Here is a 20,571-nt window from a genome sequence, read left to right on the forward strand (position 1 = left end):
CAAAAAATATCGTACCGAAGCATTTTTAATACCCGCATAGAATAAATTCAATTTCGTTCCTCACTAATTTTGAACCCTAGATGGTTATCCTATTGTGGGGCGACATGAATGTCGCCGTTGGCCGGGGTTACAGGACGTATCCCTCACCCAACATGAGCAAAAACAAAGCATAGCTTTGTTTGCAGCGCAAGGTTTGACATCCCCCTACCAAAAGTGAAGCATCGCCTACGCAATAGTATTTAAACTTTGAATGTAAGGTGTGGCATTGCACGCTTTTTTATAATCAGATAATTTGTTTTTCATATAATTGATTTAATAAAAAATATTAATTAAGAGAAATTATATTCTTGTGCCTGAGTTTTTTGACAGATTGACGATATTGAATCATAACTTTAAAGCAGGTTCGAAAATTATTGATAAAACAAAATTAGATGCATAAAAAACCTCGCCTAAAGCGAGGTCTTCTATGATTTAAAACTTAAAGCAAGATGTTACGAATATCTGATAACAACTTGGTCAATTTATTGGTAAATCGCGCAGCATCTGCACCATTAATCACACGATGGTCATAAGACAATGACAATGGCAACATCAGTTTTGGATCAAAGCCTGAGCCATTCCATACTGGTTGCATCGTTGCAGGTGAAATACCCAAAATCGCAACTTGAGGCCAGTTCACCAATGGTGTAAATGCAGTACCGCCAATTGAACCTAGGCTGGTAATGGTAAAGTTTGCACCTTGTAAGTCCTTCGGAGAAAGTTTCTTATCACGTGCTTTCTTACTCAGCTCTCCCAATTCAATAGCAATTTGCTTAATCGATTTTTGATCAGGATTACGCAATACTGGAACAGTTAAACCATCTGGTGTCGCCACAGCGATGCCCATATGAATTTCTTTGCGCAACAGCACAGACTTTTGATCATCTGCCAAGTGACCCGCGAAATAAGGCTCTTCTTTGAGTAGGAACGCCACCGCTTTTGCAATAAAGGCAAGGATCGTTAAGCTAATACCATCTTGCTTAAATTTCCCTTTTAGCTCACCGCGCCAAGCTTCTAGCTCAGTAATATCGGCTAAATCAAATTGTGTCACTTGTGGAATAAAATTGTTTAATGACAATTGCGGTACAGACACTTGCTGTAAACGCGTCATTAGCGCAATTTCACTACCACCAAATGCACTGAAATCTGGTAATGCAGGCAAACCTGAAACGACTGGCGCAGCAGATGTTTGAGCTGCTGCTTGTGGAGCAGTCAATTTGGCTTTAACAAAAGCAAAAACATCATCCTTCATCACACGTTCATGAGGGCCAGAGGCCTCGACTTGTGATAAAACCACACCCAGTTCACGCGCAAGCTTACGCACAGCAGGACCAGCGTAAACTTTAGCATTTTCAGCTTGTTGCGCTTTAGATAACTTTTCAGTACCCGCTTGAGCAACTGCTACTTCAGCTTTTGGCGCTGATGTTGCCGTTTTTGCGACTGGTGTTGATGCAGTTTGTACTGCTTGAGCAGCTGGCTTTTCTTGTGGTGCTGGTGCAGTTTGACCTTGTGCTTCAATCGTCACCAAAGCAGTGCCCTGACTCACAGACTGATTCAATTCCACATGGATCGCCGTCACCGTACCTGCAACCGTACTTGGCACTTCTACAGAGGCTTTATCTGACTCCGCAACGCAAAGGCTTTGGTCTTTTTCAACTTGATCGCCTACGCTCACCAAGATTTCAGAAATTGTTGCCTTATCTACACCAAGATCAGGAACAGCAACTTCAACTTTACCCGATTGGGCTGGCGCTGATGCTTCTGGTGCAGCAGTTTGAGTCGGTGTTGCTGATGTTTGTTGAGGTGCTTCAGCAGGCGCTGCCGATGAAGTCGTTGCAACGCCTGCAGTTTTCACTGTAATCAGCACCACACCTTCTTTAACATTATCGCCTTCTTTGACCACAACACTTTCAACCGTGCCGGCAACGGTACTTGGAACTTCAACCGTTGCTTTATCCGATTCCACTACAACGATACTGTCATCTACCGCAATTTCGTCGCCCACTTTAACCAGAACTTCGCCGACCAAAGCTTTTTCAACACCAATATCTGGCACTTGAACTTCAACTGTTTGAGATGAAGCTGTCGCAGATGCAGCAGGCGCCACAGATTCAACTTTAGTTTCTACAGCAGGTTCAGTTTTTGCAGCTTCTTGAGCAGGCTGTGCGGGTGTTTCTGTCTCTGTTGCATCCGCAGATTCAACTTCGATCAATACAGCACCTTCTGAAACTTCATCACCTTCCGTAACGGCAATACTTTTAACCACACCTGCTGAAGTGCTTGGCACTTCAACAGAGGCTTTGTCTGACTCAAGTAGAACGATACTGTCATCAACAGCGATGGTATCCCCTACTTTCACCAAGATTTCTGCAACAGTGGCCTTATCAACGCCAATATCAGGAGTTTTAACTTGCATCATTATTTCTCCTCTGTCACTTCAGTATAAGCAGCAACTTCTTGTACAGATGGATGCGCTTGCGGTAACCATGCAACTGGACGATCAACATCAAGTTCAAATGAAGAGATTGCATCTTTGACTAATCGTGGATCAACTTCACCTTCATCTGCAAGTTTTTTCAATGTTGCAACCACAATATGTGCTGCATCTACACCAAAGTAACTACGTAAATTACTGCGTGTATCTGAACGGCCATAACCATCTGTACCTAAAGTTACGTATGGACGGCTATCTGGAAGGTAAGCGCGGATCTGTTCGCTATACGCACGCATATGATCTGTTGCTGAAACAACAATACCATCCGTGTCACGTAATTGCTGAGAAACCCAAGACTCTTTACCGTCTTCAAGTGGATGCAGGCGATTGTATTCTTCAACAGCCATACCATCACGTGCCAACTCATTAAAGCTTGTTACACTCCATACATTGGAATGGATTTGGTATTCATCACGTAAAATTTGCCCAGCTTTAATCACTTCACGCAGAATCACGCCTGAACCCAATAACTGAACTGTGGCTTTTTCATCTTTATTGAACAAGTACATACCACGTTTGATGCCTTCTTCAGCACCTTCAGGCAATGCCGGTTGATCATAATTTTCATTCATGAGAGTCAAGTAGTAGAACACACGTTCCTGATTCACATACATACGTTGTAAACCATCATGCACAATCACGGCTAACTCATAACCAAAGCAAGGATCATAAGCTACACAGTTTGGAATCGTACCTGCCAAGATATGAGAATGACCATCTTGGTGTTGTAAACCTTCACCATTTAATGTTGTACGACCAGCTGTTGCACCACACAAGAAGCCTTGTGCCTGAGAGTCACCTGCTGCCCATGCAATATCCCCAATACGTTGGAAACCAAACATTGAGTAATACATATACATCGGAATCATTGGTAAGTTATTGGTTGAATAACTGGTACCCAATGCTGACCAAGCGCTCATTGCACCTGCTTCATTGATCCCTTCTTGCAACATGTGACCATCTTTTGCTTCACGATAGTTCATGAGCTGTTCTTGGTCTTCTGGGGTATAGTTTTGTCCATGCGCAGCATAGATACCCAACTGACGGAACATACCTTCTAAACCGAAAGTACGTGCTTCATCAGGCACGATAGGCACAACACGATCTTTAATGGCTTTTTCTTTTAACAAAGCTGCAATCAAGCGCACCATAACCATCGTAGTTGATTGCTCTTTACCACCACTGCCTTTAAGTACACCATCAAATACTGAAATCTCAGGAATCGCCAATACTTCGCTGTCTTTACGACGTGCAGGCAAATAACCACCTAAAGCTTCACGACGTGCTTTCATATATTTCAATTCAGGTGAGTTTTCACCTGGACGATAAAATGGAAGCTCTTCGAGTTGCTCATCAGAGAATGGTAAATTAAAACGGTCACGTACATATTTCAATGAATCGTGTTGCATTTTCTTGATTTGGTGGGTTTTGTTGACAGCTTCAATTTCGTCAGACAAACCATAACCTTTGACAGTTTTCGCCAAGATTACAGTCGGTTGACCATTGCTGGTCATTGCTGCGGCATACGCAGCATATACTTTGTATGGGTCATGACCACCGCGATTCAGATTATCAATATCTTCATCGCTTAAGCCTTTTACCAACTCCGCGGCTTCTGGGTATTTACCAAAGAATTTTTCACGGGTATAAGCACCACCTTTTACTTGGTAGCGTTGGTATTCACCATCTAGCGTTTCATCCATACGGGCTTTCAAAGCACCTGATGTATCTTTGTCAAGCAAAGGATCCCAATGACGACCCCATACGACTTTAATCACACGCCAACCTGCACCACGGAATAGTGACTCCAGCTCTTGGATAATTTTACCATTACCACGAACTGGACCATCTAGACGCTGTAAGTTACAGTTCACTACCCAGATTAAATTGTCTAATTTTTCACGACCTGCAAGCGATATTGCACCTAAGCTTTCTGGTTCATCCATTTCACCATCGCCAAGATACGCCCAAACCTTACGGTTCTCTTCTTTAATCAAACCACGATTCATCAAGTATTTTTGAATATGTGCTTGATAAATTGACATGATTGGACCAAGGCCCATCGATACGGTTGGAAACTGCCAATAATCAGGCATTAAGTAAGGATGCGGGTAACTTGAAAGTCCCTGACCACCCACTTCACGACGGAAATTACTCAACTGATCTTCGGTCAAACGACCTTCTAAAAATGAACGTGCGTAAATACCTGGTGCACAATGACCTTGGTAATAGATCATATCGCCACCAAAGCTATCGCTATTGGCACGGAAGAAATGATTAAAACCGACATCATATAGGGTCGCTGAAGACGCGAAACTTGCCAAGTGACCACCTAAGTCATCACCTGTTTTATTGGCACGTAAAACCATTGCCAAAGCATTCCAACGAATTAATGCTCTAATACGACGCTCCATATCTTGGTCGCCTGGCATCGCTGGAGATTCTTCTACTGGAATGGTATTTAAATAAGGGGTATTTAGACGCTGAATAGGTACATGCTTCGAAATTGCTTGTTGATATAATTTTTCTAATAAAAACGCAGCACGATCAGTGCCCATATGCTGGAGCACTGAATCAAAGGCATCTTGCCATTCTTGTGTTTCCTGAGCGTCGCTATCACCATAATACGCCATTTCCCACTTACTCCTTGAATAGTTTTCTATATATTATATGTATCATGTTTTGGGCATGTTAAGTTATCGTTACAGCCAAATGCAGATTGTGAGGATTATTTAGCAACTAAATAGTTGTTGACTAATTGACACTTAAAATAACAAAAAACCGCCAATAAAGGCGGTTTTTTATACAAAATATTTTTTATTTGATGATAGTCTGAATACAGTATTTAATTCATCGCGACTACGAATTCAACCATGCATACAGAGCATCAGTCATACCTTCAACAATGAAAGGGTTAAGGTTATGGTAACATTGCTAAGTAAGAAGATGGATTTTTACGTTGACCATCTTTCACTACTTCATAATGTAAATGTGGACCAGTACAACGACCAGTACAACCCACGTTGGCAATATGTTCACCTGCCTTAACTTGATCACCTACACGTGCAATTAGACGTGAAGCGTGTGCATAACGCGTGATATAGCCATTGCCATGGTTGATTTCTACATATTGACCATAACCCGTACCCCAACCAGACTTGGTGACAATACCAGGACCTGTTGCATAAATTGGTGTACCACTTGGCGCTGAAAGATCTAAACCAGAATGATGTTCGGCACGACCACCCATTGTGCGACCACCGAAGTCAGAGCTTACGCGCTTCATATCCGGCAGAGGATGAGTGACTAACCAAGAATATGGAGAGTTTGCAGTATAACGAGAAGCAGAGTTTGAGCTAGAACCGTATTTTTTAGCGATACTTGCATTGTTTAACTCGATTGGTACATCTTTGCTACGCAAAGTAATATTCATCTTTGCTGAAGCAGGAAGATCTAAATCATCTGGATTGTAAGAGCCTTGTGATAAAGTCTTTGATAATTGTTCTAAACGATCTGGTGATTGAACCAAGTCTGCAAATGCAGCAGTTGCAGCGGAAGCTGCTAAAGTAAAAGCCAATAAAATACGTCGCGTATGCATAAAAACCTCTTTAACTGTTCTTAGTCAAGTTTCTTGAGTGATCTCATCCTTGATATCTATCAAAATGAACGTTTAAGATAGGACATAAATATGTAGGAACCATGTATGTCTGAACCAAAAAACGTCTTTCAACCAACAAGACAACACTTAAAAACAGGAAACTTATCGTTTCTTACAAAGCAAGTTGCCGAATGGCAAAAACTTACTAAATTAATTCAACCGCTACTCCCTCAACCTGAGGATTGGCGAGTTGTCTGTTATCAATACGGTATTTTGACCATCACCGGTGAAAATCAAGCCATGATTAGTCAACTCGGTTATCTTCAAAAACAGTATATTTCTCAATTATCACAAATCAACGAACTTCGTGATTTACAAAAACTGCAAGTTCGTTTACGTATTCAAAACAGCAATACTGAAACACCCCTACAATCCCATAAAACTGTAAGAAGCATACAACCTGCAACATCTGAAATGTTACAAAATGCCGCTAGTTTTGTGAGCGACCCTAAGCTTAGCCAAGCTTTACTACGTTTGGCAAGCAATAAAAAGTAAACTGATTAGATTAAATTAAGGTTAAAACTGATCAAAATATGATAAATATCACACTTTTCATTGTTACATTATAACACAATGCCTAAAAGACAAAGACTTATGTCACGTTGACAAAATGAATTGGGCACAGCTTCTCGTCATCAAATGTTACAATTTCATAGCTGCTTGGATCGCTTTTAACATTGCGTAAAAGCTGATTGTTAAGTGCATGACCCGATTTATAGCCATCGAATTTGGCAATGATTTGATGCCCAAGTAGGTACAAATCACCCACAGCATCCAAAATTTTATGGCGAACAAACTCATCGGCAAAACGTAGACCTTCTTCATTGACTACGCCAGTATCATCTAAACCGACAGCATTATCTAAACTTGCACCTAGCGCCAGATTATTGGCTTTTAAATAATCTAAATCTTTCATGAAACCAAAAGTACGTGCACCACTCACTTCATAAACAAAAGTTTCTGTAGAAAAATCAATGGTTGCTGACTGATATTCTTTTGCAAAGGCTGGGTGATCAAAGTCAATGGTAAAATTAATTTGAAAACCATCGTGTGGGGTAAAAATCGCGCGTTTATCTTCAATCAATGCTTCAACAGGTTTGAGAATCCGAATAAATTTTTTCGGTGCATCCTGTTCGACTAATTCACCCTGCATAAGTAAATATATGAATGGGCCTGCACTACCGTCCATAATCGGTATTTCAGAAGCAGATACTTCTATAATCAGGTTATCTATACCTAAACCTGCAATTGCACTGGTCACATGTTCAATGGTTCCAACTTTAGTTTCATGGCTGACCAAATTAGAACACATGAATGCTTCTTGAATTAGCATTGCATCTGCTGGAAGATCTACAGGTGGATTTAAATCGATACGGCGAAATACAATACCCCCGTCCGCCACATGTGGCAAAAAGTTAATCATGACTTTTTGTCCGCTATGTAGTCCGATGCCACTCGCTTTAACGACTCGCTTCAGGGTACGTTGTTTCAACATGCTAATTCGGTCTTCATTCTCAAATCCGCTATACGTTAGCACATTTAGCCATTGATAAAAAACAAAAAAGGTAATGAATCTCACTACCTTTTTCGTTAATCTTAATTATTTTTAATAATTATCAATTATTTACGCTGTTGATTTTTCAAATAATCTTGAATACTCATTGGCGTAGAACGACCACTTGAACTTGGTGCTGCAACAGGTGCACCGTCTTCTTGACGTTTATTAATCGCCGGAACATCATCTTCATCAACAACAGTGCTGTGGCTGGCTTGTTGGCTATATGACTGCGCAACGTTACTGATATGGGTTCTACGTTTTGCTTCAGTGGCATCACTGGCATTACGTGTTAAACCTGTTGCAATCACAGTGACACGAATTTCATCGCGCGCATCTGGATCAAATACAGTACCAAAGAACACTTCACCTTCTTCAAGGTCAACAATCTGGTTCACAACATCTGTAATCACTTCGGTTTCACGTAAAGTCACATCAGCGCCGCCAGTGATGTTAATCAACACTCCTTTAGCATTCATGATATTTACATTATCCAATAACGGACTACGGATCGCCAAACGTGCAGCTTCTTCAGCACGGTCTGGACCGCTACTCTTGCCTTCACCCATCATCGCATAACCACGTGTACTCATCGCAGTTTTCAAGTCAGCAAAGTCAAGGTTAATGTGACCCGGACGAACAACTAGATCAAAAATACTACGTACTGCATTCAGCAATACGTCATCTGCTTTACGGTAAGCATCTTGCATAGAGATGTCACCATAAACGCTGAGTAAACGTTGGTTCGGTATAATAATTAAAGAATCAACATGTTGTTCTAATGCTTCAATGCCTTTTTCAGCCGAACGTTGACGACGACGACCTTCAAAGTTAAATGGCGTTGTCACCACACCCACAGTAAGAATGCCCATTTCTTGAGCAATCTCAGCAACAACTGGTGCAGCACCTGTACCTGTACCACCGCCCATTCCAGCAGTCACAAACACCATATCCGCACCTTCAAGATGTTGACGGATTTGCTCACGACTTTCTTCAGCGGCAATTTGACCTACATCTGGATTGGCACCAGCACCCAAACCACGTGTGCTTTGCTCACCAAGTTGCATTTTGAAAGGAGCATTCATTCGATCAAGGGCTTGCTTGTCTGTATTTGCACAAACAAATTTCACACCTTTAATGTCAGATTGCACCATGTGTTGTACAGCATTACCACCGCCGCCACCAACACCAAACACAGTAAAACGGGCTTGACCGTTGTTATCGGTTTGTCCATCGTCTAAAAATTCAAATGAGGCCATGACCTTTAGATTTCCTAATATAATTTGGCAGTCACTTAAGCCCGTATACTGCCTTGATCTTCAATAATAAAAATTGTTTTTAGGATGCTGTTCATTGCAGAGCTTGTCAAGTATTGGACAGAACACTTACAACTTCCTAACAATATTCCCCAAAAAACCACACCTAAAAAATACCTTTTAATTTGTTATTTAAGGCATTCCAACCACTCACAATCCGATCAAAGAATGGTCTTCCACCTTGAACTTCAGGCTCTTCAATCGCCTCTTGCATGTCACTTTGACTAAACAATAGTAGCCCTGCTGCCGTAGCATACATTGAACGACGTAAAGATGGTAAATTCTGATCATCGGTCACCACTTGTAATGGTGGATTGCCTAAGTGTGCAGAGATACCCAACATACGACGAGCCAATGTCACCATGCCTTCAATCTGACAAACATCACCTGTCAGTACTACACCATGATACAAACTTTGTAGTGCACTACGTTGTTCTAATTCGTATCGGACTTTACTTAAGATATCTTCATAACGTGCGATAATAATTTCAGTCAACTCAATACGACTAATGGTTTGTGGGCCATCAATTGCCTCAAACTGAATCATATGATCTGGTTTGACTTGATGAATATCGACACAACCATGCAGTAATTTAATCCGTTCAGCTTCTTCAGTTGTGGTTTGCAGCACAGTTGCAATATCACGTGTGACATTTTCACCACCACATTGAATGGTATGAGCTAATGCCAAATGCCCTTCAATATAGACCGCAATATTGGTCGTTCCAGCACCGATATCGAGCAAACAAACGCCATATTCCTTTTCATCTTTAAGCAAACTGCCTTCTGCAGTTGCTAAACAAGACACCACCATTTTTTCAACCGAAATATTGGCACCTTTCATTGCACGATCCAAGTTCTGCATGGTACTGATTGGCATCATCATCAATTGATAATGGGCTGTCATACTATTGGCAGATAAATTGATTGGGTTCTGCACCCACTCACTCGAATCATCCAGCTCAAAACCTAAAGGTACTGCACTTGCTAAGTAATGATCGGCTGTCATATGGCTGGCTTTAGCAAGCTCTAATGCACGCACCATTTCAGTTGTAGTAATGGTATGTTCTGAATTTGAAATCGGCGTACGACCAATCGCATAATGGCTTTGTAATTCGGTGCTTGGAATTGAAACCCAAGCTGAATGAATACGACACTCAGCCATATCTTCAGCTTCTTGAACGGCTTGTTTAATTGCATTTGTGACTTTATCAAGGCTCACAATTTTGCCTTTATTCATTCCTTTATTGCGTGCGCTTGCCATGCCAATAACCTGAATATTATCAGGGGCATGTACTTTACCAATCAGTACTGAAACTTTATGTGTCCCAATGTCAATTGCAACAACTGAGGGAACAGCTTCATTCATCACTTTGCTACCATTATCTTCATTGTTTATGTTTGGCTATATGCCTCTTTTTCAAGCCACGTATTATGGCTGTGCAACCATCCCACCTGCAACGCTTATGTCATTACTGGTTACAACAAACTGACCATTCACAATCTTTGGCGAAATAGAATTTCTCCATTGAATTGCCAAACCATTTCGATAGCGCAAATCAATTGCGGATATATTCGACCAAGCTGGTTGCAAATCTGTTTGAGCCAAGTGACTTAAACGTTGTAGCTTACTCATGGTCTGATCTTGATCTACAATCACCCGTAGCCCTGAATCAAACTGCATAAACCAAGTCATACGTTCAGTAAGATAAAGCTCTTTTAACCGTAAATTGACTGGGTGAAATAATTGATTAATTTCATTATAGCGACGCATCATGACTTTGGATTGGCTGAGTGGCCCATGAAGCAATGGCAGGTTTGAATAATTCTTCGCCACCGCTTCTGAGTAGACATCTCCAGCATCACTGAGTAATCGCCCGGTTCCCCAACGTGCGATTGCATGACGTGGCATAATTCGCACGCGAATACCATTTGGCCATGCTCGAGAAACCACGACACGATCCACCCATGATACTTCAAGTGCTTTATCTCGAATCTGTTCTAAATCCGAGGTGAAATAATTATTCTTAACAACAGGTGACAAATGTTGTGTAATCGCTTGTGACTCTACCGATGAGGTAGTACCTACCACTTGAAGGGTGGCTACCCGAGCATCAGTAATCACTTTATACAGACCATAGATTCCTGCAAATAACACAGCCATAGCAATAACCATAAGCAACCAGCTCCCCACGTTGAGAAGCTTTTCCTGACGTGTTGGCGGCCTATCGTGTATTGATGTAATTGCCGCACGTTTGCGACGCATCGAAGCAGGAAGTTGAGCCATAAACTTAGTGTGCTTGTTCCGTGAGTGTTTGCGCTAAAATCGCAACACACAGTTCATCAAAACTATAACCTACAGCTTTTGCAGCTTTAGGAACAAGCGAATGACTGGTCATACCTGGTACAGTATTTACTTCTAATAACCAGAAATTACCTTGTTCATCTAACATCGCATCAATCCGCCCCCAACCACTAGCACCAACTGCTTGGAAAGCGCGCAAACACAATTCCTGTAAGTTCTTTTCTTCTGACTCACTTAAACCACATGGAATACCATATTCCACGTCATTACGGTTATATTTTGCTTCATAGTCATAAAATGCAACATCAGCAGGTGGTTGCAAACGAATGACTGGCAGTGGCAAACCATTAAGGAAAGAAATAGTATATTCCCGCCCCGTGATCCATTTTTCCGCCATCACAACTGCATCATGTATTGTGGCTTTTTCAATTGCAGCAGTAAGATCTTCAGCTTTTTCAACCTTACTCATACCTACACTAGAACCTTCATGTACAGGCTTAATGATTAGCGGTAAACCAAGGCTTTCAATCACTTCATTTAAATCAGAATCTTTAGAAATAATACGATAGGGTGCCGTCGGTAAATCTGAACCTTGCCAAATTTGTTTGGTTTTAACTTTGTCCATCCCAATAGCGGAGCCCTGAACACCTGTACCTGTATACGGTACATTCATCCATTCTAATACGCCTTGGATTTGACCATCTTCACCACCACGACCATGCAACACAATAAATGCACGATCATAACCTACAAGTTCCGTCACACTACGCTCTTGTGGATCAAAGCCTTCCGCATTCACCCCCGAACGTAATAATGCTTCTAAAACAGCTTTACCACTATCTAATGACACCATACGCTCAGCAGATTTCCCACCAAGCAACACCGCTACTTTGCCGAATTTAGAAGCATTTGACACGTTTAAATCCTTAAACTTATAAGTTAGTCAATTTAATTTCTAGGCTTTATTTAAATCCAAGTTTAAACAAAACCAAATCAATTATTTTAAATACAGTTGATTTTGAGCCAATTCTACAGAAATTGCTCCCACGTTACCCGCACCTTGTGTTAATAACAAGTCATTCGCTTGTAACACTTTTTGTATCGCGTTCTGTAAATTACCTTCCACTGGATCAATCAAAATCGGTTCAACTTCCCCACGCAAACGAATACTCCTCGCTAAAGAACGACTATCTGCACCAACAATCGGTTTCTCACCTGCAGGATATACTTCTAACAATAATAATTGATCGACTTGTGACAACACATCTACAAAATCATCAAAACAGTCACGAGTACGACTATAACGGTGTGGCTGAAACATCATTACTAAACGGCGATCTGGATGGCTGGCACGTGCAGCTTTAATGGTTGCTTCAACTTCTTTCGGGTGATGACCATAATCATCAACCAGTTTTACAGTACCTTCATCCAATTCAAACTCACCTTGAACTTGGAAACGACGACCTACACCACTAAAGCTTTCTAAGGCACGTGCAATCGCAGCATCAGACACACCTTCATCCGTTGCAATACCAATCGCAGCCAATGCGTTTAGAATATTATGTAACCCCGGAAGATTGATAGTTAAACGTAATGGCTCACGACCTTTACGTAATACGGTAAAGCTTGACTGCATACCGACTTGTTCAACATCAATTGCTCGAATGTCATTGTCTTCATTAAAACCATAGGTCAATACTGGACGACCAATACGTGGCATGATTTCACGAATATTGGCATCATCACCACAGACTACAGCCAAGCCATAGAACGGCATTTTCTGTAAGAACTTAATAAAGGTGTCTTTGAGTACATCAAAACTACCCCCGTAGGTATCCATATGATCTGCATCAATATTGGTGACAATGGCCGCCATAGGCTCTAGATGTAAGAATGACGCATCTGATTCGTCTGCTTCAGCGACAATAAAACGACTGGCACCCAAAGCTGCGTTAACACCCGTACGATTTAACAGACCACCGATCACATAAGTTGGATCCATGTTTTCTTCTGCCAGCATGCAGGTCACTAAACTGGTTGTCGTGGTTTTACCATGGGTTCCTGCAACAGCGATACCATGACGGTAACGCATCAATTCACCCAACATTTCTGCACGACGAACTACCGGTATACGGTTTTCAATTGCTGCTTTTACTTCTAAATTTTCAGGGTCGATTGCAGTAGAGACAACCAGTACATTTGCACCTTTAATATTGTCTGCAGTATGTCCAATAAAAACTTTAATTCCATTTTCTTCAAGTTGAGCCGTCGTTTTTGATGCCTTAATGTCAGAACCAGAAACCTTATAGCCTTGGTTTTTCAATACTTCTGCAATACCACACATTCCAGCACCACCGACACCCACAAAATGGATATGTTTAATACGGCGCATCTCTGGAATTTTAATTAGGTTTTTTGCTTTATCAGCAGGGCTTGTTGGAGACATAATCAACTCTAACTTACAAATCTTGAATTAAACCAACCACACGTTGTGTTGCATCTGGTTGAGCTTGTTGACGAGCTTTTACCGCCATTTCCATTAATAATTGGCGGTTCATCAACGGTGTTAATAAATCCTTTAATGAATCTGGAGTCATGCTCTGCTGCGGACAGATTTTCGCAGCACCTGTTTTCTCCAAAAATCTTGCATTGGCAGTTTGGTGATCATCTACCGCACTTGGTAATGGCACAAATACAGCCGCCACACCAGCAGTCGCCACTTCAGTGACCGTCAATGCACCTGCACGACAAATAATTAAATCTGCGTTGCTATAGGCCAATGCCATATCTTCAATAAATGGCTGAACTTCAACCTGTATATTTTCAGGTGCATCCGCATATAAAGCCTGTGTGATCTCTTGCTTGTTTTGCCCACATTGATGAAACACTTTTAATGGAACATCAAATTTTTTTAAGGCTTGAGGGACACACTCATTCAAGGCTTGCGCACCCAAAGAACCACCAACAATTAAAATATGTAAGGGTTCAGTCGCATTTTCGCGTTCTTTATAACGAAAAGAAGGATTATAAATTGCGGTAATTTCTGCCCGTACAGGATTACCTGTCGTCACAATTTTTTCACTTTTCGGAAAAGTATCTGGAAAAGCCTCGCAGACCTTTTTAGCAATTCTTGAAAGTTGAGTATTGGTAAAGCCTGCCACTGCATTTTGTTCGTGAATAATTACAGGAATACCCAACAAACGCGCAGCCAAACCGCCTGGCCCCGCAACATAACCGCCAAAACCAGCCACTGCATCAACATTGAGCTGTTTCATATAGCGCATCGCGCTCAAAGTTGCTTTTAAAATCTTAAATGGTGCAGCTAATTTACGTACAATTCCATTGCCACGTACACCTTGAATATCAATTTGATAGATTGGAATATCATGTTGTTTTAAAAGTCGATTTTCCATACCTGTCGGAGTCGCCAACCAAGACACTTGGCTGCCTTGCTGTTGCAATTCTTTTGCAACTGCCAGTGCAGGGAATACATGTCCACCTGTACCTGCCGCCATCATCATGATGTGTTTAGGTGTGCTTTGCTGGGGTTCGGTCACGGTCTAATTCTTCAATGCAAAAATAAATATTAACGAATGTCTTAAACAACCAATTGTAATCACAATCCGCTATGGGGAAAAGTTTATTTACTTTTTTTCACCAAGCCTTTCATTGTTTTTTTCTACTGATTTGAAAGTTTAAACTACTTTTATCATTAATCTGTTAAAAAAAGTGGAATTAAACGTTATTTTTTTATATTTCTCGATGATTTATCATTTTTATAGCCAATCGACAGCAAAAAATAGAGCCATGCACGACTCTATTTTTTAGTTGAGATTTAGAATGCAGTATCCCAGCTTAAATTAAGCTGAGTGACCTGCTTCTAGCACATCAAACAAATCATCTGCAATTGAAGTACCAAATTGATCATCAATTTCGCGAATACAGGTTGGACTGGTGACATTGATTTCAGTGACATAATTTCCAATCACATCTAATCCGACAAAAACCAAGCCTTTTGCTTTTAAGAATGGTCCAACTTTGGCTGCGATGGCTTTGTCATTTTCAGTCAATGGACGAGCTTCACCCAAACCGCCCGCTGCCAAATTCCCTCGCACCTCACCATTTTGAGGAATACGAGCCAAGCAATAAGGTACCGGCTCACCATTAATCATCAAAATACGTTTATCACCATCCACAATTTCAGGGATATAACGTTGTGCCATAATCGGTTGTGTGCCATTTTCAGTTAAAATTTCAATGGTTGAGCCAATATTGACGCCATCTTGATATAAACGGAAGATCCCCATTCCGCCCATACCATCTAGTGGCTTAACAATAACGTCACCATGTTCTTTTAGGAATTCACGAATCAAACTTTGTTGTGAGGTCACTAAAGTGGGTACTTGTAGCTCTGGGAATTGGGTCGCAAATAGTTTTTCATTACAATCACGCAAACTTTGTGGTTTGTTAATAATCCACACCCCTTCACGCTCTGCCTGTTCCAAAATATAAGTGGTATAAACAAAGTTCATGTCAAAAGGCGGATCTTTACGCATCAATACCACATCATAAGCTGCAAGTGACTCTTTGGCTTTTTCACCTAACTCATAATAGTGATCGTAATCTTGAAAAACCTGAAGCGGTGTAATCAAACCAAATGCTTTGCCCTTATCAATATACAAATCTTGTTGTAATGCATAGCCTAACTCATGCCCTCGACGTGCAGCCGCCCATAACATTGCCATTGTTGAGTCTTTTTTCAGGTTTACACTTTCGATGGGATCCATCACAACAAGTACGCGCATATTGATGCTCTTATAAAATTTTGGATTGAATGCAGTATAGCGGAGAATGTAGTGTACTTTTTCGAAATTTCGCTAAACTCTTAGCAATTATTGTGAATATGATGATCGAAATGCAACAAGCCATTGTGGAATTTCATTTGGGTGAGGAGCAACATTATGTGGCTGAACTTGCATGTGGGCATCAACAACATGTGCGTCATCTTCCTCCTTGGCAGAATCGTCCGTGGGTGTTGACTGAACAAGGACGACAGGAAAAAATAGGCATGTTTTTAGCGTGTAAAACGTGTGATCTTCAAAAAAATAGTTTATAAGTTGAATTAGTTTCTATTCGTCAATAAAAAGAGTTATTCAATGTCGAATCAACCTGACTCAGAGATTAAAAATTACTATAACAAACTTGCGCACGACTACGATAACAATCGTTTTAACAACAGTTACGGGCAATATTTAGACCAACAAGAGCGGGTTTTTCTCAAGCGTATTCTAAGTAACACAGCACCTACATATTGTATGGATATTGGTTGTGGTACAGGTCGTTTACTCGATTATGCAGATTACGGTGTAGATTTCAGCCCTGAAATGCTGAAAGTCGCAACAGAAAAATATCCACATAAAATCTTGCTTGAAGGGACTCTGACTGAAATTCCAATCGAAAATTACCAGCTTGAGGTGATTTATAGCTTCCATGTGATCATGCATCAAGACCATGCAACCACAGAACAGTTTCTGAATGAGGCGCATCAAAAATTAAGACCCAATGGCAAGCTTATTTTTGATTTCCCCTCCGCCAAACGTCGACAAGCTGTAAAGCATCAACAACAAAGTTGGCATGCTGCTCATCAAATGACATTGGCAGATATTGAAAAGCTGATTGGCACTCAATGGAAGCTGGTTGAAAGCCAGGGCTTTTTATTTTTTCCTATCCATCGTATTCCAACAATTTTACGCCCACTGTTTAGAAACCTAGACAGCTTGATGTGCAATTCATTTTTAAAAGAATATGCCTCATACTTAGTTGTCGTTTTAGAAAAACAGCCGTCAGTAAACGATTAAAATAAGCAGGTGGAATATGCGGCAATATTTACCCAAATCATGGAAGTTGCTTTATCAGTTACTACGCAGGTATTGTCGTGAACATCTTTTCTCAAAACTACAATTTGCCTTAAAACATCAAGGACTGTGGCAATCAGACCAACAAATTTCAACCCAACAAAGCATCAATATAAATCGTTATTTTGAAAATAAAACCTATAACATTGATCTCGCGATTCAGAGCATAAACGGCTTGGTTATTGAGCCAAATCAAATCTTTTCATTTTGGCATTTGGTAAAAGCCCCGACTTTTAATAATGGCTACAAAACAGGACGTAATCTGGTCAATGGAAAAATTGCAGAAGATCTGGGTGGTGGAATCTGCCAAATTTCTTGTTTGCTCTATATCAATGCGCTAAAAGCGGGTTTAACTATCACGGAACGACATTCACATTCGATTGATATTTATCAGGAACATGAGCGCTTTACCCCTTTAGGTAGTGATGCAACTGTGGTGTATGGCTATAAGGACTTACAGTTTCAAAATTGTTTAGATCAGCCACTACAAATTCAAGTTTTCAGACAGCATGACCAACTTGTCGCCAACTTGGTTGCTCAGCAGTATTTAAAGGAATATGCACTCAAATTTATTGTTGAAACGACTAAAACCCATCGGATTGTCAGTACTTTACAAGACCAAAAAGAGATTGAGCAAAGTATCTACTTGCTTAATTCTCATACTGATTAAGCTTATTTTTCTTGAAATTGTTGCTGGCTATTTTCTATCAAGTATTGATGCGCAGTACGTGGATCACGCGGTAAGGCGAGTTTGACACGACAGCCCAACTCGATATCATCTTTTTCAAACACAATGATTTCAGCATCTAGCTCGATCGGGCGACCAATTTCAAAATCGGTTTGGTCTAAACTTTCTCCCAACAAGTCTGCATACTTCTTTTCTAAGTGCCCAATGGTTAAATCTTGAATCATGACTTTAATTGAGTATTGCTGTCTCGAACATTCAGGTTCACGTTGAATACGTGATTTTTTGATATAACTGCTCTCAGATGCTCTTAACATCAACTCATTGATTAATTTTTTCTGGGCGTGCACATTGATATTTAAAACCAGCTCAAACTGTCCTAAACCTTTCCATTGAAATGGATATTGCCGAAAAAACATATCCCGCTCAAATTGGTAACGTTGCCAACGTCGTTGGTCGATATGTTTGACCAGCATAATGCCAAGTACAGCAACCACGACGATTATCAATAGAATGAACATTTAAAATGGCACCTAATCCTTTATAGTCCATAAAAATAAGGAGCTTATGCTCCTTATCTTATCCTTTTTTTTTACTTATATACCATATTTCACACGGTAAGCTTCCATTTTTGCTAAAGCATCTTGCTCACCTTTAGCATCAAGATAATCCATTAAGTCTTTCATGGTAATTAAAGCATGTACTGGAATCTCAAGTTCTTGTTGAACTTCTTGGATGGCAGACAGTTGACCTTGCCCTTTTTCTTGACGATCTAGCGCAACCAATACGCCTGCAATTGTCGCACCTGCATTTTTAAGAATTGTGACAACTTCACGAATTGCAGTACCCGCTGTAATCACGTCATCAATAATCCAGACTTTTTTACCTTCTACTGAAGCACCGACCAACACGCCACCTTCGCCATGGTCTTTGGCTTCTTTGCGGTTAAACCCCCAAGGCACACTTACATCATGTACTTGTGACAAAGCCACAGCTGTTGCTGCAACAAAAGGAATTCCTTTATATGCAGGTCCAAAGATCACTTCAACGTTGTTACATTGTGTTAATTTATCTGCATAACCTTGAGCTAAAAGCGATAATGCTTCACCATCGTTGAGTAAACCTGCATTAAAAAAATAAGGGCTTACACGGCCTGATTTTAAAGTAAACTCACCAAATTTAAGCACACCACGTGATAATGCGAGTTCGATAAAAGCTTGCGGGTTAAACTGAGCTGGCGTTGACATGAGGTGCTCCAAAATTCATACATTGAGGTTATGACTGCGAATGATACCAAAGAGTAGCTATCCAAGTGATCAAAAAATTTTAAGAGTTGTCTCAATTAACGTAAATGGCTTACGTTCATCCGTCACAAAAGGCTTACTTGAATGGATGGAAAAGTCAGATGCAGACGTGATTTGTATCCAAGAAAGTCGTATTACGCATGAACAGTGGACAGATAAATTTAAACCTGACGGTTGGTTTACCCATCTGTTTCCTGCGGAAAAATCAGGCTATGCAGGTACTGCGATTTACAGTCGCTTGCCATTTAAATCGATCCAAAATGGTCTGGGTTTTGAACTCGCCGATAGCCAAGGTCGTTTTATTAGTGCAGAATTTGATGTCGGTTTAGCCAAACCTGTGCACATCTGCTCACTATATTTACCTTCAGGTTCATCAGGTGATGAAGCACAAGCCCGTAAAGATCACTTCTTAGAAGAATATCGAAAAATTTTAAAACAATGGCGTGATGAAGATAAGTCGATCATTGTATGTGGCGATTATAATATTGTGCATAAACGAATCGATATTAAAAACTGGTCAGGCAACCAAAAATCTTCAGGTTGCTTACCGCATGAGCGTGCTTGGCTAGATCATATTTATGATGAACTCGGCTATGTCGATACATTTCGTGAAGTGCGTAAAGAAGCTGAAGTATATTCTTGGTGGTCTAATCGTGGACAAGCGCGTGCTAAAAATGTCGGTTGGCGAATTGATTATCAAGCATGCTCACCTGACTGGAAAGATCGTACAGTCAATGCTTGGGTCTACAAAGATGAATGGTATAGCGACCATGCCCCTGTGATTATTGATTATCAAATTTAAATAGAAAATTGCTCAGTTTTTAAATAAGAATTGAGCAATTTTGTGAACAACTGTTCACTGATTATAGGGTAATAACTTACAAATTTTGTCGTGTTATCTTATATTTTCTTCATATCAACAAGCGCATTATACACGCACGGCACAGGGACATTGTCAGGATGACAGCAAAAGGATAGGACGCCGTAGGAAGAAAAGGAAATAAGTATTTTGAATATTTATTTTCCAAGGATGTGACATTGGACGTTGTAATGAGACCCGCATAATCAGGATGATTAGATGCGGGTTTTCTCTTTTTTAATTTCCTTTAGTCTCAATTTTTTTTATTTTTTAGACTTAAATCATTTAATCAGCCAGTCTACTTGCTCGCTTAAATAAAATATTAAGCACAAATTGTTAAATTCTGATGACAACAATCATACCTTTTAAATATTTTTATCTATTCTTATACTGTTTATATTGGCAATTTTGCTACTCTTTCTGTTAAATCAAACAATTGAA

General features: G+C 40.4%; 18 protein-coding genes. 5 read left to right on the top strand and 13 right to left on the bottom strand.

Features of this window, described 5'->3' with window-relative positions:
• Positions 1-478: 478 nt before the first annotated feature.
• The 3 genes from AC2G3J_RS19125 to AC2G3J_RS19135 form a co-directional block, all read right to left on the bottom strand.
• Entirely contained in the window at positions 479-2,458 is a 1,980-nt protein-coding gene (locus tag AC2G3J_RS19125) for a 2-oxo acid dehydrogenase subunit E2 (RefSeq protein ID WP_483770454.1), read from the bottom strand.
• Entirely contained in the window at positions 2,458-5,166 is a 2,709-nt protein-coding gene (gene aceE, locus AC2G3J_RS19130) for a pyruvate dehydrogenase (acetyl-transferring), homodimeric type (protein WP_004818397.1), read from the bottom strand. The genes AC2G3J_RS19125 and aceE overlap by 1 nt, the downstream gene beginning before the upstream one ends.
• Positions 5,167-5,453: 287 nt before the next feature.
• Positions 5,454-6,131, bottom strand: a complete 678-nt coding sequence (locus tag AC2G3J_RS19135; protein WP_336952453.1) for a M23 family metallopeptidase — start codon at positions 6,129-6,131, stop codon at positions 5,454-5,456.
• Between the two features lie 105 nt (positions 6,132-6,236).
• Between AC2G3J_RS19135 and AC2G3J_RS19140 the strand changes: the two genes are divergently transcribed.
• Positions 6,237-6,686: a DUF721 domain-containing protein gene (locus AC2G3J_RS19140; RefSeq protein WP_336952455.1), complete on the top strand. Its 450-nt coding sequence runs from the start codon at positions 6,237-6,239 to the stop codon at positions 6,684-6,686.
• 97 nt (positions 6,687-6,783) lie between these two features.
• Here the strand turns inward: AC2G3J_RS19140 and lpxC are convergent, their stop codons facing one another.
• From lpxC to gshB, 8 genes are all read right to left on the bottom strand, one after another.
• Positions 6,784-7,686, bottom strand: coding sequence for a UDP-3-O-acyl-N-acetylglucosamine deacetylase (lpxC, locus tag AC2G3J_RS19145; RefSeq protein WP_016539103.1), 903 nt, complete (start codon positions 7,684-7,686; stop codon positions 6,784-6,786).
• Positions 7,687-7,811: 125 nt separating this feature from the next.
• Positions 7,812-9,005 carry a cell division protein FtsZ gene (ftsZ, locus tag AC2G3J_RS19150; protein ID WP_336952457.1) on the bottom strand — a complete coding sequence of 398 codons (1,194 nt, stop codon included), beginning with the start codon at positions 9,003-9,005 and terminating at the stop codon, positions 7,812-7,814.
• 163 nt (positions 9,006-9,168) lie between these two features.
• Positions 9,169-10,431: a cell division protein FtsA gene (ftsA, locus tag AC2G3J_RS19155; protein WP_483770455.1), complete on the bottom strand. Its 1,263-nt coding sequence runs from the start codon at positions 10,429-10,431 to the stop codon at positions 9,169-9,171.
• Positions 10,432-10,494: 63 nt separating this feature from the next.
• Positions 10,495-11,349, bottom strand: coding sequence for a cell division protein FtsQ/DivIB (locus AC2G3J_RS19160; RefSeq protein ID WP_336952461.1), 855 nt, complete (start codon positions 11,347-11,349; stop codon positions 10,495-10,497).
• A gap of 4 nt (positions 11,350-11,353) precedes the next feature.
• Positions 11,354-12,283, bottom strand: coding sequence for a D-alanine--D-alanine ligase (locus AC2G3J_RS19165; RefSeq protein WP_336952463.1), 930 nt, complete (start codon positions 12,281-12,283; stop codon positions 11,354-11,356).
• 81 nt (positions 12,284-12,364) lie between these two features.
• Positions 12,365-13,813, bottom strand: a complete 1,449-nt coding sequence (gene murC, locus AC2G3J_RS19170) for a UDP-N-acetylmuramate--L-alanine ligase (protein WP_336952465.1) — start codon at positions 13,811-13,813, stop codon at positions 12,365-12,367.
• A 13-nt stretch (positions 13,814-13,826) separates the two neighbouring features.
• Positions 13,827-14,924: an undecaprenyldiphospho-muramoylpentapeptide beta-N-acetylglucosaminyltransferase gene (gene murG / locus AC2G3J_RS19175; RefSeq protein ID WP_419326942.1), complete on the bottom strand. Its 1,098-nt coding sequence runs from the start codon at positions 14,922-14,924 to the stop codon at positions 13,827-13,829.
• A 303-nt stretch (positions 14,925-15,227) separates the two neighbouring features.
• A complete protein-coding gene (gene gshB / locus AC2G3J_RS19180) occupies positions 15,228-16,172 on the bottom strand; it encodes a glutathione synthase (RefSeq protein ID WP_483770456.1) in 945 nt (314 codons plus the stop codon).
• 110 nt (positions 16,173-16,282) lie between these two features.
• Here gshB and AC2G3J_RS19185 point away from each other — a divergent pair, with 110 nt between their 5' ends.
• The 3 genes from AC2G3J_RS19185 to AC2G3J_RS19195 are packed head-to-tail and all read left to right on the top strand — an operon-like array spanning position 16,283 to position 17,952.
• Entirely contained in the window at positions 16,283-16,483 is a 201-nt protein-coding gene (locus AC2G3J_RS19185; protein ID WP_336952596.1) for a DUF3565 domain-containing protein, read from the top strand.
• 40 nt (positions 16,484-16,523) lie between these two features.
• Complete coding sequence (locus AC2G3J_RS19190; protein WP_483770457.1) at positions 16,524-17,225, top strand: class I SAM-dependent methyltransferase; 702 nt, start codon at positions 16,524-16,526, stop codon at positions 17,223-17,225.
• Between the two features lie 16 nt (positions 17,226-17,241).
• Positions 17,242-17,952 (top strand): VanW family protein, encoded by a 711-nt coding sequence (locus AC2G3J_RS19195; RefSeq protein WP_483770458.1) that lies wholly within the window; start codon positions 17,242-17,244, stop codon positions 17,950-17,952.
• Positions 17,953-17,954: 2 nt separating this feature from the next.
• On the opposite strand, the gene AC2G3J_RS19200 is transcribed toward AC2G3J_RS19195, so the two are convergent.
• A complete protein-coding gene (locus AC2G3J_RS19200) occupies positions 17,955-18,488 on the bottom strand; it encodes a hypothetical protein (protein ID WP_336952475.1) in 534 nt (177 codons plus the stop codon).
• A gap of 75 nt (positions 18,489-18,563) precedes the next feature.
• The gene (gene pyrE / locus AC2G3J_RS19205; protein WP_336952477.1) at positions 18,564-19,214 is read right to left on the bottom strand and encodes an orotate phosphoribosyltransferase; all 651 of its coding nucleotides are present in this window, start codon (positions 19,212-19,214) and stop codon (positions 18,564-18,566) included.
• Between the two features lie 40 nt (positions 19,215-19,254).
• On the opposite strand from pyrE, the gene AC2G3J_RS19210 reads away from it, so the two are divergent.
• Positions 19,255-20,073: an exodeoxyribonuclease III gene (locus tag AC2G3J_RS19210; protein ID WP_336952479.1), complete on the top strand. Its 819-nt coding sequence runs from the start codon at positions 19,255-19,257 to the stop codon at positions 20,071-20,073.
• Positions 20,074-20,571 lie beyond the last annotated feature (498 nt).

Source organism: Acinetobacter legionensis, from assembly GCF_057165765.1.